Below are 21804 nucleotides of genomic sequence, written 5' to 3' on the forward strand. Positions count from 1 at the left end.
TGGTCTCAAGTGGAAGGTGGACGCATGTCGAAGCCGCTGGAAGTCGTGAACGCCGTCCTGGACGCGGGCTTCGAGGGCCTGGGGCCGCTGTGCAGCGCGACGGGGCTGGCGGACGAGTACCTGGCGGACTCGCGCTACGCGAACCACGAGGCGCGCATCGATTCACTCATCCACTGGGAGACGGGGAAGCTGTTCACCACGGGCTTCCTGTCCGGGCTGGGCGGCCTGCTCACGCTGCCGGTGTCGCTGCCCGCGGGCCTGGGCGTGTCGTGGGCGGTGCAGGCGCGGCTCGTCGGCGCCATCGCGCGCATCCACGGGCATGACGTGGAGGAGGACCGCGTGCGGACCCTCACGCTGCTGGCCATCGTGGGGGACATTGGCAAGGAAGTGGTGAAGCAGGCCGGCATCGAAGTGAGCCAGCACCTGGGCATGCGCGCGCTGGAGGCCGTGCCGAAGCACGCGCTCAGCGGCATCAACCGCGCGGTGGGCTTCCGGCTGGTGAGCAAGGCGTCGCAGAAGGGCGTCGTGAACCTGTCCAAGGTGGTGCCGCTGGCCGGTGGGCTGGTGGGCGGCGCGGTGGATGCGCTCGCGTGCCGCGCGGTGGGGGCAACGGCCCGGCGGCTGTTCTCGCCGGGACCTGGGCCCGTGGTGCCCGTGCCGGGCATGTCACCTGGATGACCGGGGGCGGGGCTTGTCGTTGACGGTGGGCCTTCGCGCTGGAGTCATCCGGGCGCATGGGCCGCCTCTTCGTCTTCCTCGTCGTGCTGGGCCTCGCCGCGGGTGGCTGCAAGCGCTCGTCCGAGGGGGCGGGCACCGGGGGCCGCACGCGCATCGTCTTCAAGTTCCAGCCGCTGTGGGGCGACCCGAAGCCGTTCCGTGAGCTGCTGGCGCGGTACGAGCGCGCCAACCCGGACGTGGAGCTGGTGACGGAGGCGCTGCCCAACTCATCGGACCTGGCGCACCAGTTCTTCCTCACGTCGTTGCAGGGCGGGGCCACGGACTTCGACGTGCTGGTGGCGGACGTCGTCTGGGTGCCGGAGTTCGCTCGCGCGGGCTGGGTGGCGGACCTGTCCGAGGACTTCCCTCCCGCGCGCCTGCGCGAGGAGTTCCTGCCCGGGCCGGTGGACGCCGTCGTGATGAACGGCCGCACGTACGCGGTGCCCTGGTACGTGGACGTGGGCGTCCTCTACTACCGCAAGGACCTGGTGCCTCGCGCGCCGCGCACCTACGAGGAATTGCGGCGCTTCACCCGCGACGCGATGGCGAAGGCGCCCGGCATCCAGGGCTACGTGTGGCAGGGGCGGCAGTACGAGGGGCTGACCTGCAACGTGTACGAGGCCATCTGGGGCCACGGCGGCCAGTCGCTGGGGCCGGACGGGCGCGTGCTGCTGGAGACGGAGCCCGCGCGCGAGGCGCTGGCGTACCTGCATGGGCTCATCGCGGACGGACTGTCTCCCCAGACGGTCACGGGCTTTGGCGAGGAGGAGTCGCGGCGCGTGTTCCAGGAGGGCCGGGCGGTGTTCATGCGCAACTGGCCCTATGCGTGGAGCGAGGCGCAGGCGGAGGGCTCTCCCATCCGGGGCAAGGTGGGCATCGCGCCCTTGCCGACGAAGGATGGACAGCCGGGGTGGGGGACATTGGGCGGGTGGCAGCTGGCGGTGAACGCGCACGTGTCGCCCGCGCGGCGCAAGGCGGCGGCCCGGCTCATCGCGCACCTGACGTCTCCGGAGGCGAACCGCGTGCTGGCGCTGCACTACGCGCGCAACCCGCCCCGGTTGGCGCTGTATGACGACCCGGAGCTGCGCGCGGCGGAGCCGTTCATCGCGAGCCTGAAGGAGGCGCTGACGCGGGCGCGGCCCCGGCCGGTGACGCCGTACTACCTGCTCATCGCGGACGTGCTCCAGAGCGAGTTCTCCGCCGCCGTGGCGGGCCTGCGCACTCCGGAGGTGTCGCTCACGCGCGCGCAGAAGCAGGTGGATCACCTGACCGGTGAGCAGCCCCAGGAGGAGGACAAGTGAGGGGCGTGGGTTCGCAGGCGCGGGAGCGGCGGCAGGCGTACCTGCTGGTGGCGCCGGCCGTGTTGGTGCTGGCGGTGGTGGCGCTCTACCCGGTGCTGGCCGCGGTGTGGCTGAGCCTGCACCGCTTCATCCTGGTGTTCGGCGAGCGGCGCTTCACGGGGCTGGAGAACTACGCCTACTTGATGAGCGACGCGCGGTTCTGGTCCGCGCTGGGGAACACGGCGTACTTCACGGCGGTGGCGGTGGCGGTGGAGCTGTTGCTCGCGGTGCCGCTGGCGTTGCTGCTCAACCGTGCGTTCCCGGGACGCGGGTTGTTGCGCGCGTCGGTGCTGGTGCCCTGGGCGATTCCCACGGTGGTGAGCGCCCGGCTGTGGGCGTGGATGTTCAACCCGGACTACGGGCTCATCAACCGGATGCTGGGGGGCGCGGAAATCAATTGGCTGGGCGCGCCGGGGTATGCGCTGCACGCGGCCATCCTGGTGGACGTGTGGAAGACGACGCCCTTCGTGGCGCTGCTGGTGCTGGCGGGGCTGCAGGGCATTCCGGAGGACCTCTACAAGGCGGCGCGCGTGGACGGGGCATCGGAGTGGCGGCAGTTCCGGGCCATCACGCTGCCGCTGCTCAAGCCCGCGCTGCTGCTGGCGGTGCTGTTCCGGTCGCTGGACGCGTTCCGCGTGTTCGACGCCATCTACGTGCTGACGGAGGGCGGGCCCGCGAACACGACGGAGACGCTGAGCATCTACGCGTACAAGACGCTGATGCGCTCTGGTGACTTCGGGTACGGCAGCGCGCTGTCGGTGGCGACGTTCCTGTGCGTGGTGCTGCTGGCGGTGGTGTGGCTGCGCTGGCTGGGGCGCGAGGAGGGGCGGCGATGAAGCGGCCGGGGCTGGGCACGGCGCTGGCCGTGGTGGCGTTCCTCACGTTCTTCCTGGGGCCGTTCCTGTGGCAGGTGCTGACGAGCCTGTGGCCGGACGGCGAGCTGACGCGGCCGTGGCCTTCGCACCTGACGGGGGCGAACTACGAGAGCGTGTTGTTCGGGCGGCCGTTCCTGTGGGCGGTGTTGAACTCGCTGGTGGTGGCGACGCTGACGACGGTGTTCTGCCTCACGGTGGGCGCGTCCGCGGCGTTCGCGCTGGCGAAGCTGGAGTTCCGGGGGCGAGGGCTGTTGCTGTCCGCGGCGCTGGGCGTGTCGATGTTCCCGCCCATCGCGACGGTGAGCCCGCTGTACCTCATCCTCAACGCGGTGGGCCTGCGGGACAGCTTGGTGGGGCTGGCGCTGCCGTACACGACGTTCGCGCTGCCGCTGACGCTGTGGGTGCTGACGTCGTTCTTCCGTCAGCTGCCGGATGAGCTGTACCGGGCGGCGCGGGTGGACGGGTGCACGCCGGTGGGCGCGTTCCGCCGAGTGTTGTTGCCCCTGGCGGCGCCGGGCCTGGCGACGACGGCCATCCTGGTCTTCATCTTCGCGTGGAACGAGTTCCTCTACGCGCTGACGTTCCTGTCCACGCCGGAGAAGCGCACGGTGCCGGTGGCCATCAGCCTCTTCGCCAGTGAGTACAAGGAACCGTGGGGAGAGATCGCCGCCGCGTCAGTGGTGGCGACGCTGCCGCTGGTGGTGCTCACGGTGCTGTTCCAGCGGCGCATCGTGTCCGGGCTCACGGCGGGCGCGGTGAAGGAGTAGGCGCGGGCCTACAGGCGGCTTCGTGCGCGGGGCAGCCAGTAGTCCGGCCGGCGGCGCAGGTGCGCGATGGCGAGGACCACCACGTCCTCGTCGCGAACGAGGTATGGCAGGGCGAAGGGGTACTCCGGAATCAGGAAGCGGCGGATGGGCGGCGTGTGACGCAGGCCTGGCCAGAGGGGCCAGCGGTCCGGGTGCTCGTGGATGGAGGCCATCGCTTGATTCATGGCTCCGACAAAGTGGCTACCGAGCCCTGTGCGTTGGTTCTCGTACCACCTGGCGACCTTGAGCATCTCAGGCCTGGCGGCGTGATGCAGTCGGGTGCGCATGGAAGCACCTATCGCCGCATTCGCTCCAACTCCTCGTTCATTTGTTTTCGCACTTCATCCCACTCGACAAGCTCCACCGTGCCGTCGAGAACTTCCTGGGCACGGCGGCTGATTTCCTCGCCCCAGGCAGCCTCGGCATCTGGGGCTTCCACGTCTCCATCCAGGCTGTCGAGCAGCTCATGGGCGAGCCGGGCTCGGTCATCCGGGGAAAGTCTCAGGGCCTGGGCAAGCAGCTCGTCTCTGGTCGCCATCTTCCTCATTGTAGCTCCTCCGTGCGCACGGTGCCTGTCGAGCAGGCCCGATGCCTGCTCGACCGGTGAAGGAGCCTTCCTACCTGAAGGGTCTGACAGCTACCGGCCTACCGCTTCGACCTCCGCCCAGAGGCGCTTGCCTTCCAGCGCCGTGTCCAGCGGCGCGCGGCGCTCCGAGATGCGCAGCAGCACGGCGGCCAGTTGGTCCAGGTGCATGGGCTTCAAGTTGCCCAGCAGGGGCAGCTTGCCCAGTGCGTGCAGGATGCCGGGCGGCGCGTGGTATTCGCCCTCCAGCGCGGGCGGGCGCACCATCGTGTAGGGGATGCCGCTCTCGCGGACGATGCGCTCCGCTTCCGCCTTGGCCTTGAGGTACGCGCCCACCGGGCTTCCCGCTCCCACCGACGTGAGCAGCACGAAGTGGTCCACCCCCGCCGCCTTCGCCGCGTCCACCAGCTGCCGCGTGGTGCCGATGTCGCTCGTCTCGTAGGTGTCCCCGGCCGCGAAGCGCTTGCGCATCGTGCCGATGAGCTGGAGCACCGTCGTGCTGCCCTTCATCGCCTCCGTCAGCGCGGGCCCGTCCGCCAGCTCCAGCACCGCCTTCCTGGGCCAGGCGTTCGCGGGCTCCGTGTTCGCGCTCTTGGGACGCACGTGCGGCGTCACGGACACGCCGTTCGCCAGGGCCTGCCGCATCAGCGTGCGGCCCGTCGCGCCCGTGGCGCCCGCGACGAAGAGATGACGAGGAGCTGCGCTGCTCATGGCGATGCCTCCCGGGCCGTGCACTCCTCGGCCCTGGAGCCCTTCTTGAGCACACGGCCCACCCCTTGCCCACTGTTTCCCGGGGCCGGGCGTGAAACCGGACAGCGGGCTTCAGCGATGCGCCTGTTCGGCCTGGACCTCGCGTGCGTGCGTCAGGTCCTCCAGGAAGATGGCCTCCAGCTGGCGTGCCGCGTCCACGTCCTCCAGGACCAGGGAACCCTCTTCCAGCAGGTTGAACGACAGCGCGTCGTAGTTGATGGACCCCACCAGCACGAGCCGGTCATCCACCAGCATCGTCTTCGCGTGCATCATCGACGGCTGGTACTCCCAGAGCCGCACGCCCGCCTCCCGCAGCGTGTCGTAGGTCTGCCGCTGGAGCACCGTGATGGCCCGCTGGTCGTTCTTGTCCCCCGGCGCCAGCACGCGCACGTCCACCCCCGCGCGCGCCTTCTCCACCAGCAGCGCGGTCAGCGCGTCGTTGGGCGTGAAGTACGCCTGCGAAATCCACAGCCGCTTCTTCGCGGCCTTCACCATCAGCTGCGTCAGCCGCTCCGCGCGCGTCACCTCCGGGTTCGCCGTGCTGCTGACGAAGGCCGCCCAGCCTTCACCCGCGGCGTCCAGGCCGGGCTGCTCCACCGACAGCGTGGGGAAGTCCGTCTGGGGCAGCAGCTCGCCCGTCGACTCCTGCCAATTCTCCGCGAAGGACTGCTGGAGCTGCGCCACCACCGGACCCTGGACCCGCACGTTGGTGTCGCGCCACTCCTTCTCGTTGCGCGCGTTGCCCAGCCACTCGTCCTGGATGGCGAGCCCACCGGTGATGGCCACCCGGCCGTCCACCACGACAATCTTGCGGTGGTTGCGCGCCAGGTTCTCGTCCGCCGGCAGCGGGCGGAACAGGTGCGCTTCACAGCCAATCGCTTCCAGCCGGGGCTTCACTTCTGTTTCGAACGGACCGCTTCCCAGCGGATCCACCAGCACCCGGCAGTGCACGCCCTTCCGGGTCCGCTCCGCGAGCGCTTCAATCATCCGGTCGGACGCACGCCCCGGCCTCCAGATGAACATCACGATGTTGATGGAGGCGCGGGCCCGGCCGATTTCTTCCACCATCACGTCGAATACGGCGCCGTTGTTCGCCCACCGGATGCGGTTGCGCGGTTCCATCCGCACGCCCGTCGTCTGGTACAGCGCCGATGCGAAGCCCGCCCCACGCGAACCCACCTGCCCCGTGAGCTGGAATGGGCGAGACGATTCCTTCGTGCTGCACGCGGACGGACATCCCGCGAGCAGCAACGCCCCCATGACTCCCCCCCACCATCGTCCGCCCTTGCCCACGTCCGTTGCCCGCGCCTCCTGAACATCAGGGGTAGGCACCCCCAGGTGACGTGTCACCCGGGGGTTGGAGGCGAGTGTTCTCCGTCCACGGAGTGAGTGTGCGCACGGGGCGGCGAAGTGGGTGAAAGGTGCGTGCTACCGTCCTGCTCCGTCGAGACACCGGGAGCGGACATGGCGTTGAGCACGTCAGCGGAGTTCAAGTCGGACCTGGGCATGGCGCCCACTCAGCTGCTGCCCATCGTGTCGCGGCTGAATGAGTTCGTCCGGCCGTTCTGCGCCGCGCTCGATGCGTTCCACGCGGACTGGAGCGGGTGGGGCGGCAAGGCGACGTACTACCTCACGGGCAAGCAGGCCTGGGTGGACGCGCGATTGAAGGCGCTCGATGCCGCGGAGCACCTGCTCTACGGGCTGTTCGACCTGGAGCGCGAACGGCTCGCGCGGTCCAGGCCGTCGCGCCTGCTGCTGATGCGGCTGCTGGTGGAGATCCAGGAGAAGCACATCGAGCTGGTGGACTACGTCCACACGAAGAACCTGCTGCTCTACACGCCGGACCGCGCGACGCTTGGGACGGCCGCGCTCAACCAACTGGACGCGGACTGGAACGCGCTGCGGAACGGCACGGGCGCGGTGACGCTGCCCACGGACGCGGCCTCCGCGCGCGGCAACCGCGAGGTGCGAGCCATCCACGCGCGGCTGCTGTCGCGACCGCATGGGCGCCTGCTGATGCGGTGGATCCTCGCCTCCACTCCCACGGATGCGGTGTGGCCGGTGACGCTGGTGCTGACCCAGGCCTTCACCCCGTCCGCCCAGTTCCGCCAGCAGGTGGCGGTCAACCGCCAGCGCCTGGGGGAGATGTCCGGCCAGCTGCGCCCCCTGGAGGAGGAATACGAGACGGTGGGCCAGGAGCTGTCCCGGATGGAGGGCGAGGCCCGGCGCGGAAGCGAGCCATGGGGAGAGCTGCGCGAGCGGCTGAAGGGGGCATCGAAGGCCTATGCCGACCTGTCAGCGGCGCAGGGTGAGCTGGGCCGCCGCATCGACCACATCCGCGACGAGCTCCCCAAGTACGAGGATGACGGCCACGGCGAGGACTACATGCTGACGGAGCCCGCGCCCGGCATCGCGGGGAAGATCGTCGGGCGGGGCTCGCGGCTCAGCCTGCGCGCGGGGCTGCGCGACAGCACGCAGCGCAACTACTCCGGCGAGCGGTACCCCATCCCCGCGCCGGCCTTCATCGTGTACGGGCACGAGCTCATCCACGTCCTCCAGCACCGGTATCCGACGCGGATGGTGCTCGAGCCGCTGACGTACCCGCATTCACACGCGAAGCACGGCTACAGCAACACCACGGAGCACGAAACCATCCGCGCGCTGCGCAAGCACCGCACGGACGCGCACCTGCCGTTCTTCGAGAACCAGCTTCGTGAAGAACACCAGCTCTCGAAGCGCAAGCACCACACCGGCACCACCGCGTTCGACCTGGGCGAGACGGACTGAGGCGCGCCGGAGGCGTGACTACTTCCGCTGATCCCCCGGAGGCGTGGCGACCACCTCGCGCCCCAGCTCCAGCATTGTGGCGCTCTCCGATGGATCCGGGCGCTTGTCTCGCAGCGTGACGAACTCCTCCGCCGCCGTGGGGTGGATGCCCACCGTGGCGTCGAGCTGCTTCTTCGTCACGCCGCACTTCAGCGCCACCGCGAGCCCCTGGATGATCTCCGGCGCGTCCGCGCCCACCATGTGGAAGCCCAGCACGCGCTCCGTGCCTCGCTCCACCACCACCTTCATCATGGAGCGCTCGTCCCGGCCCGTCAGCGTGTGCTTCATGGGCCGGAAGCTGGAGACGTAGACGTCCACCTTGCCGTAGCGCTCCATGGCCTCGCGCTCCGTGAGCCCCACCGTGCCCACCGGCGGCTGGCTGAACACCGCGGACGGCACGTTCTCATGGTCCAGGGTCACCGGGTTGTTCCGGTAGAGCGTCTCCACCATCGCCCGGCCCTCCGCGATGGCCACCGGCGTGAGGTTCAGCCGGTCCGTCACGTCCCCCACCGCGTAGATGCTCTCCACCGACGAGCGCGACTGCCCATCCACCACCACCGCCCCGCGCTCGTTCAGCTTCACGCCCGCCTCCTCCAGGCCCAGGCCCTTCGTGTTGGGCACGCGGCCGGTGGAGTACAGCACCGCGTTCACCTCCAGCGTCTCCCCCATGCGCGTCAGCAGGCTGAGCGTGCCGTCCTCGCGCTTCTCGATGTCCTGGATGAACGTCTCCGGCCGGATGTCCACGCCCTTCTTGCGCATCTCCTGCGTCAGCGCCGCGCGGATGTCGTTGTCGAAGCCTCGCAGCACCGTGTCGCCGCGAATCAACATCGTCACCTTCACGCCCAGCGCCGCGAAGATGCCCGCGAACTCCACGCCGATGTAGCCGCCTCCCACCACCGCCACCCGGCGCGGCAGCGTGGGCAACTCCAGCGCCTCTTCCGACGTGAGCGCGTGCTCGATGCCCGGCACCTCCGGCAGGTAGGGCCGGCCTCCCGTGGCCACCAGGATGCGCTCCGCCGTGTAGCGCTTGCCCGCGACCTCCACCGTGTGCGCGTCCACCACCCGGCCCCGGCCCTCCACCAGCGTCACGCCCGCGTCGCGCAACAGCCGCCCGTAGATGCCCGTCAGCCGGTCCAGCTCCTTCGCCTTCACCGCCTGGAGCTTCTTCCAGTCCAGCGCGGGGCTGTTCACCGTCCAGCCGTAGCCGGCGGCGTCCTCCATGTCGTAGCGGTAGTGCGCCGCGTACACGAGCAGCTTCTTGGGCACGCAGCCGCGCAACACGCAGGTGCCGCCCACGCGCCCCTCCTCGCAGATGGCCACCTTCGCCCCGGAGGATCCCGCGCGCCGGCTGGCCGCCACGCCGCCCGACCCCGCGCCCAAAGTGAACAAGTCGAAGTCGTAGGCCGCCATCGGTGTCCTCCGTGCATCAAAAAATGGTGTTTCAGCACTACAGAGGGAAGGAGCCCTGCCGGGCCCCGCCCGCCGGGCTGCTCCCCAGGGTCCGAAGCGCCTCCTGCTTCGCCTGCCCTCCGCTGCATTCAATCCCCTCCCGCACGAGAAGGGGGGATATCCTCACGGACAGGGCGGCTCCCCCTCATGTCTCACCCCCCTTCCTGTCAAATCTCCCCCCGGACGGACGTTCCGGATGCCGACACGTCTCCGGGCATGGATCCGGAGGTCGTCGGCCGTCGCTACCGCATCCTCGACCTGCTGGGCCGCGGGGGCGCCGGCACGGTGTGGCGCGCACAAGACGGCCTCTCTGGCCCCGTGGCCCTCAAGCGGCTGCACAAGACGGTGGCGGACCTGGCGCGGCGCCCGGGCCGTGGCACTCCCTCCGCCTTCGCCACGCAGGGCATCGCGCTGTCGCTGGCCCACGAGTTCCAGACGCTGGTGTCGCTGCGCCACCCGCACGTCATCCGCGTGCTGGACTACGGCTTCGACGCGGAGGGCCGGCCCTACCTGGCCATGGACCTCCTGGAGGACGCGCGCACGCTGGTGGAGGCCGGCACGGACGCGCCGCTGACGACGCAGGTGGGGCTGCTCATCCAGACGCTCCAGGCGCTCGCGTACCTGCACCGGCGCGGCATCATCCACCGCGACCTCAAGCCCGGGAACGTGCTGGTGGTGCGCGGGCAGGTGAAGGTGCTGGACTTCGGACTGGCCGTGGGCCGCGACCAGCAGGGCCGCCGCGCGCAGCCCGCGGGCACCCCGGGCTACCTGGCCCCGGAGCTCTTCGAGGACCAGCCCCCGTCCGAGCTCACCGACCTCTTCGGCTTCGGCGCCATGGCGTGCCAGATGTTCTTTGGCCGGCTGCCGCACGCGGGCCAGGTGTTCGCGACGCCGGGCTTCCCGCCGGAGCTCAAGGCAGTGCTGGAGCAGCTGGTGGCGCCGGAAGCCCACCGCCGGCCACGCGACGCGGAGGCAGTCATCGCCGCGCTGTGCGCCGCCGTGGGCCAGCCCCGGCCCGCCGAGTCCGCCGCCACGCGCGAGAGCTTCCTCCAGTCCGCGCGCTTCGTGGGCCGCGTGGCGGAGCGCGAGCACCTGACGGACGTGCTCGACGCGGCGCTCGCGGGGCAGGGCGGCGCGTGGCTCATCGGCGGCGAGAGCGGCGTGGGCAAGTCGCGCCTCTTGGAGGAGGTGCGCTCGCTGGCGCTGGTGCGCGGCGCGTTGGTGCTGCGCGGCCAGGCGGTGGACACCGGTGGCGTGCCGTACCAGGAGTGGCGCGCGGTGCTGCGCTGGCTGCCCATGCTCGCGGAGCTCTCCGACCGCGAGGCGCGCGTGCTCCGGCCGCTGGTGCCGGACCTGGAGGCGCTGCTGGGCCGCGAGGTGCCCACCGCCCCGGAGCTGGACGCGGACATGGCGCAGCTGCGCCTGCACCAGACGGTGGAGGACCTCTTCGCCCGCCTGCCGCAGCCCACCGTGGTCATCCTGGAGGACCTGCACCAGTCGCACACCGAGTCCCTCCATCTCCTCGCGCAGCTGGCGGCGAAGGCCCCGGGGCTGCCGCTGCTGCTGCTCGCGAGCTTCCGCCACGACGAGTCCCCGCAGCTGCCGGAGCGCCTGCCCGGCACGCGCATGCTGCGGCTGCAGCGGCTGAACGCGGAGGAGATCGCCCAGCTGGGTGAGTCCATGCTGGGCGCCATCGGCCGCCGTCCCGACGTGGTGGAGCTGCTGCGCCGCGAGTCGGAGGGCAACCCCTTCCTGCTGGTGGAGGTGGTGCGCGCGCTGGCGGAGGACGCGGGCGGCCTGGACCGGCTGGGCGCCGTCACGCTGCCCCAGCGCGTGTGGGCGGGCGGCATGCGCGCGCTGGTACAGCGCCGGCTGGAGAAGGTGCCCCGGGAAGCGCGGGGACTGTTGGACGTGGCGGCGCTGCTGGGCCGGGAACTGGACCTGGCCGTGCTGGAGCGGGCCGCTCCCGGCGTGGACGTGGAGGCGTGGCTCACCGACTGCGCCGCGGCGGCGGTGCTGGACGTGGGGGATGGCCGCTGGCGCTTCGCGCACGACAAGCTGCGGGAACGGCTGCTGGAGGACCTGTCCCCGGCGGCCCGGCCGGAGCTCCACCGGCGCGCGGCCCAGGCGCTGGAGTCAGCGCACCCCACGGGCTACGCCTCCGCGTTGTCGTACCACTGGGGACAGGCCCGGGACGCGGCCCGTGAGTCGCAGTACGCGCGGCTCGCGGGCGAGGAGGCGCTGGCGGTGGGGGCGTGCCGGGAAGCGCTGCCGCTGCTCACGCGGGCGCTGGCGGTCGCGCCCGGGGCCACGCCGCTGGAGCAGGGCCGCATGGAGGCGCTGCTGGCGGAGGCCCGCTTCCAGCTGGGCGACCTGGACGCCTTCCGCGTGCACGCGGAGGCCGCGCTCGCGCACTTCGGCTGGCGCGTGCCGGCCTCGCGCGTGGCGTGGGTGCTGGGGACGCTGGGACAGGTGCTGTCGCGGCTGGCGCAGAGCGCCCGGCCGGACGCGTACGTGGATGACTCCACCCGGCGGCGCGAGGCCCGGCGGGTGGCGGGCCGGCTGCTCATGCGGCTCACCGACGCGTTCATCTACGCGCAGGAGGCGCTGCCGGTGCTCTGGAGCGGCCTGCGCATGCTCAACCTGTGCGAGCCCGCGGGGCCCACGCCGGAATTGGCGCGCGGCTACACGGTGATGGCGGTAGTGGCGGGCACGGTGCCGGTGCACCGCGTGGCGGACGCGTGGGTGAAGCGGGCGCAGGAGGTGGCCGAGAGCGTGGGCCGCCCGGCGGACCTGGCCTACGTGCTCAACCGCAACGCGGTGTGCGCGGTGTACCAGGCGCGCTGGCAGGACGTGGAGGCGTGGCTCGCGCGGGCGACGGCCATCGTGGACTCGGTGGGGGACCTGCGGCTGGCGGAGGAGTGCCGCGCGCTGCTCACCGTGTCCGCCATGTACCGCGGCCAGTTCGCGCGGGGCCTGCCGCTGATGGACTGGCTGGAGGCGTCCGCGGTGCGCCGGGGCGCGGAGCAGACGCAGCACTGGGCCCAGCATTACCGCGCGCACATGCTGCTGCGGCTGGGCGAGCACGTGAGGGCCCGCGTGGCGCTGGAGCCGGCGCTCGCGTGGACCGAAGCGCACGGCGGCGCCACCGACCGCATCATCGTGGACGGCACGCTGGCGCTGCTGTGCCTGCGTGAGGGTGACGCGGCGGGGGCTCGCGCGGCGGCGGAGAAGGCGCTGGTGCGGCTGTCCGCGAGCAAGCCCGTGGCGCACTTCGTCTACTTTGGCGCGACGGCGGTGGCGGAGGTGCTGCTCACGCTGTGGGCGCGCGAGACGCCCGGTCCCGGTTTGCAGGCGCTCACGCACAGCGCTCGGGCCGCGCTCCAGGCGGTGGAGGGCTTCGCGCGGGTGTTCCCCTTCGGCGAGCCCGCCGCGTGGCTGTGGCGTGGCTGCGAGGCGTGGCTCGCGGGCAAGCACCGCAAGGCCTTCCGCGCGTGGAAGCGCTGTATCGCGGAGTCCGACGCGCGGGGGATGCCCTACGAGGCGGCGCGCGCGCGGCTGGAGTGGGCGCGGCACCTGCCCCCGGGCGACCCGGAGCGCGCGGAATTGCTGCGGCGGGCGGCGGAGGACTTCACCCGGCTGGGGGCGCGCGAGGACCTGGCGCGGACGCTGGCCGAGCAGGGGACAGCAGGGTGACGAAGCGATGATGCGAGTGCAGGACGTGGCGCTGCTGGCGTGCCCGGATTGCCGGGGCCAGCTGGTGTGGCACGGGCAGAACGAGGACGACCGGCTGGACGAGGGCCGCTTGCGCTGCGGCGGCTGCGGCGAGACGTGGGAGGTGGAGGACGGGCTCGCGCGGCTGTACCGCGAGGACCGCGTGCAGGGCACGGACCGCCTGATGCGCCACATCTACGACGGGCTGCCCGCGCTGCACGACCCGCTGACGGCGGTGCTGACGCCGCTGTTCCAGTCCGTCTCCGAGTCGCGGATGCGCGACGGGTACATGCGCAGGCTGGAACTGGGCACGCTCAAGCCGCGCGAGGACGGGCAGCCCGTGCGCGTGCTGGAGGTGGGCGTGGGCGCGGGCGCGAACCTGCCGCGCATCCGGGGCTCGCTGCCTCCCGGGCTTCCCGTGGAGGTGTGGGGCCTGGACCTGAGCACCGGCATGCTGGCGCAGTGCGAGAAGCGGCTGAAGAAGGCCCGGGGCGTGAAGGACACGCGGCTCTTGCTGGCGGACGCGCACGCGCTCCCGTTCCGGGACGCGACGTTCGACCGCGTCTTCCACGTGGGAGGGATTGGCGGCTACCGCCAGCCCGCGGTGGCATTGCGCGAGATGGCGCGCGTGGCGCGGCCGGACACGCCGCTGGTGGTGGTGGACGAGCAGCTGGACGCGGCCTTCCGTCCATCGCTGTTCCAGCGCGCCGCCTTCCGCGCCCTCACGTTCTACACGCGCGACGCGAAGAGCCCCCGCGCGTTGCTGCCGCAGGGCGCCGAAGGCGTCATCGAGGAACAGGTGTCACCGTTCTACTACTGCCTCACGTTCCGCGTTCCGGCGGCCGTCACGGGTTGAGCACCAGGTCCATCAGCTTCAGCGTCATGCCGCCCGTGAAGTCGATGGTGGCGCCGTTGAACCAGGCGGCGTCATCCCCCACGAGCACGGTGACGAAGCGGGCCACCTCGTCCAGCGTGCCCATGCGCCCCGCGGGGTTCATGGCCGCGTGGCGCGCCTCCAGCTGGGCCAGCGCCTCCGGCGAGTAGACGTGGCGCAGCGCGGGCGTCATCACCGTGCCGAACTTGAGCAGGTTCACGCGGTGGCCCTTCGGGCCCAGCTCGATGGCCAGGTGGCGCACGTACATCTCCAGCGAGGCCTTGGCGGCGCTGATGAGGCCGGTGTTGCCCAGGTGCGTTTCATCCAGCGGGTTCTGCAGGCCCAGCAGGCGCGCGTCCGGGGCCAGCAGGTCGCGCCGCACCAGCGCCTGCGTCCAGTACACGAACGAGTGCGCCATGCAGTCGAACGTGCGCTGGATGCGGCGCGGGTGCAGCCGGTCCGGGCCCTCGGAGAGGAAGCGCCCCACGGACGCGCCGGCGATGGCGTGCACGAACAGCTTCACGCTGCGGGGGCCCGCGCGCTGGAGCAGCTCGTCCGCGCCAGCCTCGGCGGCTTCGGGCGTGGAGGCATCCGCCTGCCGCAGGTGGATGTCCCGGCCCAGGTCGCGCACGCGGGCCTCCAGCTCCCGCGCGGTGTCCACGTAGCGGCCCCGGTGCACGCCGAAGACGTCCAGGCCCGGCTTGCGCGCCACGGCCTCCGCGATGGCCGCGCCCGTGCCGGAGGAGGCGCCCAGGATGAGCGCCCACGCCGGGGCGGGGGCACCCTCCGATGTGCTGGGAGGGGATCCGCCTGCGGCTGGTGGCACGTGCATGATGTGCCCATCATAGGAACCCTCACGCGCCGGGGCTTGGAGGATCAGCCCATGCGGGCAGTGAAGGCCTACCGCGCGCGCATCGTCTGGAGGGCCGCCGCCACCAGCGCGGCGTTGTCCTCCGCGTGCCGGCCGTCCGGAAGCACGAGCGTGTCTTCCAGGCCGATGCGTGTATCGAAGCCCTGGCGCACGGCCTCGCCGAGCACGGCCCACGCGCCGCCCTCGGAGCCGTGCACGAGCAGCGGACGCGCGAGGCCCGTGGCACGCAGCAGGTCCACCAGCGCCCGCGCCTCCTGACACGCGGCCTCTGGCTGGGGCGACTGCGTCTCCACGAGGATGCGCAGACACTCCGCCGCGCGCGGCCACGCCATGAGCCGGGGCACGTCCTCCGGGAACCACACGCCCGCCTCCACGCCGATGCCCGCGTCGAGCAGCGCTTCCGCGATGGACTCCCAGCCGGGCTCGGACAGGTTCACGGAGGCGAAGTCGGGCCGGGTGCCGGCGGACAGCGCCTTCCAGCTGGCCACCCGCGCGTGGCGGGCCGTCACGTCCGGGAGGATCCACGCGCCGGTGCTCACCCCCACCGGCACACCCGGACAGGCGCGGCGGATGGCGGACACCGCCACACCGACGTCCGCCGCGTCCAGGGACTCGCCGCCGTGCGCCGCGCGGGGATGCACATGGAACGCGCCCGCGCCCGCGGCGTGACAGGCAGCGGCGTCGCGCGCGAGCGCTTCAGGGGTGACGGGCACCCGGGGATGATCCATGGCCGCGCGGGCTCCGTTGAGGCACACCTTGAGCAACATGTGCGGCATGAAGCCACGGATGACCCCGGTCCACGGGCTTCGTGAAGTTGCTCCGTCCGCTGGTGGAAACCCCGCTGCACGAAGGGAGGGGTGGCTTGTTCCCGGGTCCGTGAGCGTTTACCGATGAAGGACGCCTCCCCGCGCCGTGGAGAAGGAGCTGCCCATCGTGCGTCCCCTGGAGAAGGTCGTTTTCGGGCACACCGTCGAAGGCCTGCTGGTGGCCCTGGATGGGCATCTGGAGGGTCCGCTGCGCGGGCGCTTGAAGGAAGTGGGGCTGGACCTGGACCGGAAGCTGGAGCCCGCCTATCCCAAGGACCAGTGGCACCAGATGCTGATCATCGCCGCGGAGGCGCTCTTCCCCACGCTCTCCGTCGCGCAGGCGCACTGGCACCTGGGCCAGCGGTTCATCACCGCCTACTTCGCCGGCCGCATGGGCCGCGCGCTGCAAGGCGTGCTGAAGCTGCTGGGCCCCGCGCGCACGCTGGAGCGCACGACGCGCAACCTGGCCTACGGCAGCAACTTCCTGCAGGTGGACGTGGAGCGGTTGGGCGCCACGGACTACCGGCTCAAGGTGAGCGAAGGGGGCCGCCACCCGGAGTTCATCGGGGCCCTGTGCCACTTCGGGACGCTGACCACCGGCGTGAAGGGGCTCACGACGGTGGTGGAGGCCCGCGAGGAACCGTCGGCGACCTACCGGATGCGCTGGTAGTGCGTCCCGGGCGCACCGCGATGAAGTCACGGAACCCGTGACAGTGAGCACTTGGAGGAGGGCCCGCAGGGCTTCCCCGGAATGATCCGTCCGCTGGTGGAACAATCCACCGGGAACAGGACGGATCCGTTGTCCGCAGACGCGCAACCGTCTACCCATGACGGGCGCACACGGCTTTCCCCCGAGCCGTGGCGAAGGAGCATCACGTCGTGAATCCGCAGGATGAAGTCGTGTTCGGCCACACGGTCGAAGGTCTGCTCGTGGCGCTGGAAGGGCATCTGGAAGGTCCGCTGCGAACGAAGCTGAAGGCCGCGGGCCTGGACCTGGATCGCAAGCTGGCGCCGGCGTATCCCAAGGCGCAGTGGTACCAGATGCTGGCGCTGGGCTCGGAGACGCTCTTCCCGGAGCTGCCCGCGCCACAGGCGCACTGGCACCTGGGCGAGCGGTTCATCTCCGCCTATTTCTCCACGAACATGGGCCGCGCGCTGCAGGGCGTGCTGAAGCTGGTGGGCCCCTCACGCACGCTGGAGCGCACGACGCGCAACATGGCCTCCGGCAGCAACTACGTGCAGGTGGACGTGGAGCGGCTGTCGCCCACGGACTACCGGCTGAAGGTGAACGACGCCGGCATCCACCCGGAGTTCCTTGGCGCCCTCTGTCACTTCGGGACGATGACCACGGGCGTGAAGGGGCTCACCACCGTGGTGGAGTCCCACGCGTCCCCCGCCGCGACGTACCGGATGCGCTGGTAGCGCGGCAGGGGGGCCCGAGCAGGGCTTTCAGCCGTGGGAGATGACGAACTCCTGGTCTCCCACGCGCACCTGGAGCATGCGCTGCACGCCCGAGCCCAGCTTCCACCGCACGGCCAGCTGATCCAGCCATGCCACGAACGCGGCGACGCGGAAGTCGTCGCAGACCAGGTCATCCAGGGCCGCGAAGGCCTGCTGCACCACGGAGCTTGAGTCGTTCTCCGCGATGACGGTCTCCAGGTGGATGGCCTTGTTCAACGCGCTGAGCTTGTCGAGCAGGTCCTTCCAGAACGCGTACACCTTCCCGTACGGCCTGCTCCCGACGTCGCCCCCGTAGCGCGATGACTGCACGAGCACGTCCGAGAACGTGCCCGTGGCGCCGCTCTGCTCCCAGTGCGACGCGACGAAGCCGTCCGCGCCCGCCTGGGTCTTCAGGTGGTACGCCACGGTGGCCCTCGCCTTGTCCAGCGTCCAGTCCTTCGCGCCGTCCTTGAGGTACGCGTCCCAGAGCGGCGTGTAGAGCTCCTCCCGCCGCTGGAAGCCCGTGCGCACGGGCTGGCTGGCACGGGGCATCGCACGCGCCAGGGCCCTCGCGAAGGCGTTGCGTTCGAAGACGGGCTCGGTGCCCAGCTTCAAGAGCAGCCTCCGGAAGCTGGCGCTGTCCACCCGCAGCTCCAGCCGCGTGGTGGTCTTCGTGCCCGCGGGCGCCGAGCGGAAGAGGCGCTCCACCAGCGCCGGTGCGTCGTCCGGGAGGACCGCGCCCCAGACGGTGGCGGCGTCCACCGCGCGTTGGATCAGCTCCTTTGACAAGCCGTCCTCCACCTGGCTCTGCGCGAAGAGGGCGTAGTCGAACTCGTCCGCGCTGGGCGTGAGGCTGAAGCGCGGCATCTGGGCGCTGAAGTCGAGCCCCCAGCGGGAGGTCTTTCCGTACAGCACGCCCGAGCTCGTGTAGCTGCGGGCCCCCAGGAAGGCGTAGCGGCGGGGGCCCTGCCGGTGGTCGCGGGACGCGTGCTGGACCACGGCCTTGAGCTTCCGCCGGTCCTCCTGCGAGGCGAAGTTGAAGTCGCGCCAGCCCAGGCCCAGGCCCCAGACGCGCTGGGACTCCACGGACTTCAGGTGGAAGTAGCGCCGCAGCCAGGTGTCCTGCACCCGCTGCTGGATGGAGGCCAGGTCGCCGGAGACGAACGCCGCGTGTGCGCCCGCCAGCTCCTGCACGGGCACCTCCAGCTCCAGGAGCGTCGTGTCGTCGGTGCTCCGCGCGTATTCGTATTCGAAGCCGGCCTTGAGCGTCCCGCTCACCACGCTCTCGACGAAGTCCTTCAGCTCTTCATACGCGGCCTTCACCGACGCGAGCGTGGGCTCCACCGCCTTGAGGAAGCCCAGTTGCTTCAGCAGCGCGGCGGCGACCTGGAGGAGCGCGGGCGCGAGCGAGCCCTGCTCCAGGCCCTCCACGAGCTTCAGCGCGTCCTGCACCTTCGCGTCCACGGCGCCCAGCAGGGAGGCGATGAGCGGCGACGAGTACCCCAGCGTGACGCCCGCGGACACGTGGACCGCCGCGGCGTCCGAGGTGGCCTTGCGGACCGACACGCGGAACGGTCCACCGTCCTTCGGCCGGGAGAAGACGATGCGGAACTCGTCCTGGAGCGACACGGTGCCGCCGATGGACGCGCCCACTTCCGCGTTTAGTTCGAGCACCAGCTGCCCGGCCAGCCGCTTCGCGAGCGCGGCCACCAGGGACGTGCTGATGGCGGACCAGGACACCTTCACCCCGGCCTTCAGCTCCACGCGCGTCTGGAACGACAGCGCGTCACCGGGCTGGAGCGCCTGCACGTCCCCCAGCACGAACGGCAGGCGCAGGGACTTCGCGTCCGAACCCAGCGCGGCCTCCAGCGTCTTCGTCGCGGCGTGGTGCCGGTAGTCCGCCACCTTCACCTGGAGCGACCCGCCGCCGCTCAGCTCCACGAAGGGGAAGTTCCCCTGGCCGTTGGCCTCCGCGCTCAGCTCCGCCGCGTACTTCAGCCAGCACGCGGCGCCGTCCGGGGAGAAGAGGGGCTCCACCGAGGAGCCGTCGAGTTCCTTGGGCGGCACGCCGATGATGCCGTACGCGTCCTGGTCATCCCGGTCGTTGAAGAGCTCCACGGGGACCTTGAGCGTGCCCGTCAGGGACACCTGGCCTCCCTGGATGGGGATGGCCTTGTTGCCGTTCAGCTCCGCGTGGCCCAGCGCCTGCTCATGCGCGGCGTTGCCCAGCGCGAGCTTGAGCGTGTTCACCGCGGGAATGTGGATGCTCCAGCTCATGGTGCTCCCCCCAACGTCGAATGCCTCTGTTTCATGGACAGACCGGCAATCATTGCGGCGAGGCCTGCCTGGATGCTTCTGACGGCAGGGAGGTGTGACTGTCTGGCTGTGAAATCGTCATCACCCTGGGGATGTAGGGGTTGTTCACCCGTCGGTATCCGGTCTAACCAGTGGGCACCCAGCCGCGTCATCCCCCGAGCCGCGGCGGAGGAGCCCCTCGTGTCGAACCCGTCCGAGATCGTCTTCGGCCATACGGTCGAAGGCCTGCTGTTGGCCATGAAGGGCCGGCTGGAAGGCCCGTTGCGCGCGAAGTTCAAGGACGCCGGGCTGGACCTGGACCGGAAGCTGGAGCCCGCGTACCCGAACGCCGTCTGGCAGCGCCTGCTGCAGATCGGCGCGACGGAGCTGTTCCCGAACGTGTCCATGAACGAGGCGCAGTGGCTGCTGGGCGAGCGCTTCGTGTCGGGCTACTTCGAGACGAACATGGGCCGCGCGCTCCAGACGGTGCTGAAGCTGCTGGGCCCCGCGCGCGCCCTGGAGCGCACGTCGCGCAACCTGGCCTCTGGCAGCAACTTCCTGCACGTGGACGTGGAGCGGGTGGCGGACACGGACTACCGCATCAAGGTGAACGAGGGCGGGACCTACCCGGAGTTCATCGGCTCCATCTGCCACCACGGGACGCTGACCACCGGCGTGAAGGGGCTCACCACCGTGGTCGAGTCCCGCCAGGGCCGCGCCGCCATCTACCGCGTGCGCTGGTAGTCCCGCGCCGCGTCCAGCAGCCCCTGCACCGCGCCTGTCACCTCGCGGTGCACCGCCAGCAGTGACTCCCGGTCCGCGGCGTTGAACTCCGGGGCCAGGTGGGTCGTCAGCGGTTCACCTACCCACTGGGTCATCTTCACCGGGAAGGGCAGGGACAGGGGCCACAGGCCCGTGGCGCCCACGCCCAGCCACAGCGGCAGCCGCCCCGGCATCCCCACCCGCTTGCCCCAGGCGTAGCCGTCGTTCAGGCCCACGTAGGCGTCGTCCATGCCGTGGCCCGCGATGGGGACGATGGGCAGCCCGTAGCGCACCGCCAGCCGCAGGTAGCCCAGCCGCTCTCCCCAGTCCACGCGGTAGCGGTGCCGGAAGTCGCGGCAGCCCTCGCGCGTGCCTCCCGGCTGCACCAGCACGTGCTCGCCCTTCTTCACGGCTTCGGCCAGCCGCGGCCCGTCGCCCGTGACGAAGCCCAGCCCGTCCGTGACCTGGCGCATGCCCGGGATGCGGCCGAACGCGCCGTGCGCGATGCCGTGCGGCAGGTAGCCCAGGTGGTCGTGCAGCGTCACCGTCAGCATGCACTGGTCCACCGCGAGCGGCCTCCCGTGGTAGCCCACCAGCAGCTTCGCGCCGGGGCGCAACAGGGGCTCCAGGTTCACCACTTCATAGCGGTGGTAGCGCTGGAGCAGGCGGAACGTCGTCAGCCACGCGGCCCTCGCCGCCACCGCCGCCGGTGACTTCATCCGCCCACCCGGTACAGCACCGCGCCGTGCGCCACGCCCGCGCCCACGCCCACCATCAACACCCGGTCCCCGGGCTTCACCGGCCGCGTGCGCCACAGCCGGTCCAGCCCCGTGCCCAGCGACGCGGAGCCCACGCTGCCCACCGTGTCCACCACCGTGACGCTCTTCTCCGCCGGCACCTCCAGCGCCTGGAGGATGGCCGCGAACATGCTCCCGTTCGGCTGGTGCGTGAGCACCCACTCCACGTCCACCACCGTCAGCCCCGCGCCCTGGAGCACCGCCGACGCCGCGCGCGTCAGCGCCCCCAGCGCCACGCGCGTCATGTCCCGCGACGGCGTGAGGAAGCGCATCCCCTGGCGCTCGCCCGTCTGGTGCGGGTTCTCCAGGACGACGTCCGGTGGCAGCGTGCCGTCGTTGCCGAACGCCGCGCCCAGCACGCCTTCGCCGGGCCGCGCCTCGCCCAGCACCACCGCCGCCGCCGCGTCGCCCAGCACCAGGTAGGGACGCGGGTCTTCCGGCCGCGTGGTGCGCGACAGCAGCTCCACGGACACCACGCCCACCGGCCCCAGCCCCGTCGCCACCGAGCGCGCCGCCAGGTCGAACGCGCTCAGGAAGCCCATGCACGCGTTGCCCACGTCCATTGCGTCGCACGTCCCGGACAGTCCCAGCGCCGCAGCCACCCGGCTGCCGTTGGCCGGCGTGGTGACGTCCCCGCCCATGGACGACACGAAGAGGATGCGCTTCAGCGCCGTCGCCGGAAGCCCCGCGGCATCCAAGGCCTCCCGCAGGGCCTGGGCGCCCAGGTCCGCCGCGCGCGTCCCCGCTGGAGCGAAGTGCCGCGTGCGGATGCCCGTCTTGCGCTCCACCTCCAGGGCGTCCCGGCCCACTCGCGCGCAGACCTCCGCGGTCGTCACCGGTGGACCAGGCAGCACGCCCGCCGTGCCGAGGATGCGGACCGGAATCACGGAGCCCTCCTG

20 protein-coding genes are annotated in these 21804 nt (G+C 71.4%); 10 read left to right on the top strand and 10 right to left on the bottom strand.

Translation table 11 applies throughout. The features are described 5' to 3' along the window. Positions 1 to 24: 24 nt before the first annotated feature. From D7W81_RS03760 to D7W81_RS03775, 4 genes are read left to right on the top strand one after another with little or no spacing between them, the layout of a single operon-like run. Positions 25 to 678, top strand: coding sequence for an EcsC family protein (locus D7W81_RS03760; protein WP_120553928.1), 654 nt, complete (start codon positions 25 to 27; stop codon positions 676 to 678). A gap of 56 nt (positions 679 to 734) precedes the next feature. Continuing rightward, the gene (locus tag D7W81_RS03765) at positions 735 to 2018 is read left to right on the top strand and encodes an ABC transporter substrate-binding protein (protein WP_120553929.1); all 1284 of its coding nucleotides are present in this window, start codon (positions 735 to 737) and stop codon (positions 2016 to 2018) included. Then, positions 2015 to 2893 carry a carbohydrate ABC transporter permease gene (locus D7W81_RS03770; RefSeq protein ID WP_120553930.1) on the top strand — a complete coding sequence of 293 codons (879 nt, stop codon included), beginning with the start codon at positions 2015 to 2017 and terminating at the stop codon, positions 2891 to 2893. Before D7W81_RS03765 ends, D7W81_RS03770 begins: the two co-directional genes overlap by 4 nt. Beyond that, positions 2890 to 3699 (top strand): carbohydrate ABC transporter permease, encoded by an 810-nt coding sequence (locus D7W81_RS03775; RefSeq protein ID WP_014392992.1) that lies wholly within the window; start codon positions 2890 to 2892, stop codon positions 3697 to 3699. Before D7W81_RS03770 ends, D7W81_RS03775 begins: the two co-directional genes overlap by 4 nt. Before the next feature lie 8 nt (positions 3700 to 3707). Here the strand turns inward: D7W81_RS03775 and D7W81_RS03780 are convergent, their stop codons facing one another. The 4 genes from D7W81_RS03780 to D7W81_RS03795 form a co-directional block, all read right to left on the bottom strand. Beyond that, complete coding sequence (locus D7W81_RS03780; protein ID WP_120553931.1) at positions 3708 to 4025, bottom strand: type II toxin-antitoxin system RelE/ParE family toxin; 318 nt, start codon at positions 4023 to 4025, stop codon at positions 3708 to 3710. Between the two features lie 8 nt (positions 4026 to 4033). Continuing rightward, the gene (locus D7W81_RS03785) at positions 4034 to 4285 is read right to left on the bottom strand and encodes an addiction module protein (RefSeq protein WP_208721147.1); all 252 of its coding nucleotides are present in this window, start codon (positions 4283 to 4285) and stop codon (positions 4034 to 4036) included. A gap of 90 nt (positions 4286 to 4375) precedes the next feature. Next, a complete protein-coding gene (locus D7W81_RS03790) occupies positions 4376 to 5032 on the bottom strand; it encodes an SDR family oxidoreductase (RefSeq protein ID WP_120553932.1) in 657 nt (218 codons plus the stop codon). 111 nt (positions 5033 to 5143) lie between these two features. Further along, positions 5144 to 6331 (bottom strand): phospholipase D-like domain-containing protein, encoded by a 1188-nt coding sequence (locus D7W81_RS03795; RefSeq protein ID WP_120553933.1) that lies wholly within the window; start codon positions 6329 to 6331, stop codon positions 5144 to 5146. A 204-nt stretch (positions 6332 to 6535) separates the two neighbouring features. On the opposite strand from D7W81_RS03795, the gene D7W81_RS03800 reads away from it, so the two are divergent. Continuing rightward, on the top strand, positions 6536 to 7858 hold the full coding sequence (locus D7W81_RS03800; protein ID WP_120553934.1) for a hypothetical protein: 1323 nt from the start codon (positions 6536 to 6538) through the stop codon (positions 7856 to 7858). Positions 7859 to 7876: 18 nt separating this feature from the next. Here D7W81_RS03800 and gor read toward each other — a convergent pair whose 3' ends face one another. Further along, positions 7877 to 9307 carry a glutathione-disulfide reductase gene (gene gor / locus D7W81_RS03805; RefSeq protein WP_120553935.1) on the bottom strand — a complete coding sequence of 477 codons (1431 nt, stop codon included), beginning with the start codon at positions 9305 to 9307 and terminating at the stop codon, positions 7877 to 7879. A 186-nt stretch (positions 9308 to 9493) separates the two neighbouring features. On the opposite strand from gor, the gene D7W81_RS03810 reads away from it, so the two are divergent. Further along, the gene (locus D7W81_RS03810; protein WP_120553936.1) at positions 9494 to 13042 is read left to right on the top strand and encodes a serine/threonine-protein kinase; all 3549 of its coding nucleotides are present in this window, start codon (positions 9494 to 9496) and stop codon (positions 13040 to 13042) included. Between the two features lie 7 nt (positions 13043 to 13049). Next, positions 13050 to 13916, top strand: a complete 867-nt coding sequence (locus D7W81_RS03815) for a methyltransferase domain-containing protein (protein ID WP_208721148.1) — start codon at positions 13050 to 13052, stop codon at positions 13914 to 13916. Here the strand turns inward: D7W81_RS03815 and D7W81_RS03820 are convergent. Beyond that, a complete protein-coding gene (locus D7W81_RS03820) occupies positions 13906 to 14766 on the bottom strand; it encodes an SDR family NAD(P)-dependent oxidoreductase (RefSeq protein ID WP_120553937.1) in 861 nt (286 codons plus the stop codon). The two genes, D7W81_RS03815 and D7W81_RS03820, sit on opposite strands and share 11 nt — an antisense overlap. Positions 14767 to 14834: 68 nt before the next feature. Then, entirely contained in the window at positions 14835 to 15581 is a 747-nt protein-coding gene (locus tag D7W81_RS03825; RefSeq protein ID WP_208721150.1) for a 3-keto-5-aminohexanoate cleavage protein, read from the bottom strand. Between the two features lie 136 nt (positions 15582 to 15717). Between D7W81_RS03825 and D7W81_RS03830 the strand changes: the two genes are divergently transcribed. Both D7W81_RS03830 and D7W81_RS03835 read left to right on the top strand, forming a co-directional pair. Next, on the top strand, positions 15718 to 16281 hold the full coding sequence (locus tag D7W81_RS03830; protein WP_244226945.1) for a DUF2378 family protein: 564 nt from the start codon (positions 15718 to 15720) through the stop codon (positions 16279 to 16281). Positions 16282 to 16490: 209 nt separating this feature from the next. After that, the gene (locus D7W81_RS03835) at positions 16491 to 17033 is read left to right on the top strand and encodes a DUF2378 family protein (protein ID WP_244226946.1); all 543 of its coding nucleotides are present in this window, start codon (positions 16491 to 16493) and stop codon (positions 17031 to 17033) included. Positions 17034 to 17060: 27 nt separating this feature from the next. Here D7W81_RS03835 and D7W81_RS03840 read toward each other — a convergent pair whose 3' ends face one another. Continuing rightward, positions 17061 to 19328 carry a hypothetical protein gene (locus D7W81_RS03840; RefSeq protein ID WP_120553939.1) on the bottom strand — a complete coding sequence of 756 codons (2268 nt, stop codon included), beginning with the start codon at positions 19326 to 19328 and terminating at the stop codon, positions 17061 to 17063. 219 nt (positions 19329 to 19547) lie between these two features. On the opposite strand from D7W81_RS03840, the gene D7W81_RS03845 reads away from it, so the two are divergent. Next, positions 19548 to 20090 (top strand): DUF2378 family protein, encoded by a 543-nt coding sequence (locus D7W81_RS03845; protein WP_120553940.1) that lies wholly within the window; start codon positions 19548 to 19550, stop codon positions 20088 to 20090. Here the strand turns inward: D7W81_RS03845 and D7W81_RS03850 are convergent. Continuing rightward, positions 20072 to 20827 carry a lysophospholipid acyltransferase family protein gene (locus D7W81_RS03850; RefSeq protein WP_120553941.1) on the bottom strand — a complete coding sequence of 252 codons (756 nt, stop codon included), beginning with the start codon at positions 20825 to 20827 and terminating at the stop codon, positions 20072 to 20074. The genes D7W81_RS03845 and D7W81_RS03850 overlap by 19 nt on opposite strands. Beyond that, the gene (locus tag D7W81_RS03855; protein WP_120553942.1) at positions 20824 to 21792 is read right to left on the bottom strand and encodes a 3-oxoacyl-ACP synthase III family protein; all 969 of its coding nucleotides are present in this window, start codon (positions 21790 to 21792) and stop codon (positions 20824 to 20826) included. Before D7W81_RS03855 ends, D7W81_RS03850 begins: the two co-directional genes overlap by 4 nt. Positions 21793 to 21804: the final 12 nt, after the last annotated feature.

The sequence above is a fragment of the Corallococcus aberystwythensis genome (genome assembly GCF_003612165.1).
Lineage (GTDB): Bacteria > Myxococcota > Myxococcia > Myxococcales > Myxococcaceae > Corallococcus > Corallococcus aberystwythensis.

Coding starts and splice junctions, on each gene's coding strand:
- D7W81_RS03760 (WP_120553928.1), top strand. CDS start 25: ATGTCGAAGCCGCTGGAAGTCGTGAACGCCGTCCTGGACGCGGGCTTC.
- D7W81_RS03765 (WP_120553929.1), top strand. CDS start 735: ATGGGCCGCCTCTTCGTCTTCCTCGTCGTGCTGGGCCTCGCCGCGGGT.
- D7W81_RS03775 (WP_014392992.1), top strand. CDS start 2,890: ATGAAGCGGCCGGGGCTGGGCACGGCGCTGGCCGTGGTGGCGTTCCTC.
- D7W81_RS03780 (WP_120553931.1), bottom strand. CDS start 4,025: ATGCGCACCCGACTGCATCACGCCGCCAGGCCTGAGATGCTCAAGGTC.
- D7W81_RS03785 (WP_208721147.1), bottom strand. CDS start 4,285: ATGAGGAAGATGGCGACCAGAGACGAGCTGCTTGCCCAGGCCCTGAGA.
- D7W81_RS03790 (WP_120553932.1), bottom strand. CDS start 5,032: ATGAGCAGCGCAGCTCCTCGTCATCTCTTCGTCGCGGGCGCCACGGGC.
- D7W81_RS03795 (WP_120553933.1), bottom strand. CDS start 6,331: ATGGGGGCGTTGCTGCTCGCGGGATGTCCGTCCGCGTGCAGCACGAAG.
- D7W81_RS03800 (WP_120553934.1), top strand. CDS start 6,536: ATGGCGTTGAGCACGTCAGCGGAGTTCAAGTCGGACCTGGGCATGGCG.
- gor (WP_120553935.1), bottom strand. CDS start 9,307: ATGGCGGCCTACGACTTCGACTTGTTCACTTTGGGCGCGGGGTCGGGC.
- D7W81_RS03810 (WP_120553936.1), top strand. CDS start 9,494: ATGTCTCACCCCCCTTCCTGTCAAATCTCCCCCCGGACGGACGTTCCG.
- D7W81_RS03815 (WP_208721148.1), top strand. CDS start 13,050: ATGATGCGAGTGCAGGACGTGGCGCTGCTGGCGTGCCCGGATTGCCGG.
- D7W81_RS03820 (WP_120553937.1), bottom strand. CDS start 14,766: ATGCACGTGCCACCAGCCGCAGGCGGATCCCCTCCCAGCACATCGGAG.
- D7W81_RS03825 (WP_208721150.1), bottom strand. CDS start 15,581: ATGCCGCACATGTTGCTCAAGGTGTGCCTCAACGGAGCCCGCGCGGCC.
- D7W81_RS03840 (WP_120553939.1), bottom strand. CDS start 19,328: ATGAGCTGGAGCATCCACATTCCCGCGGTGAACACGCTCAAGCTCGCG.
- D7W81_RS03850 (WP_120553941.1), bottom strand. CDS start 20,827: ATGAAGTCACCGGCGGCGGTGGCGGCGAGGGCCGCGTGGCTGACGACG.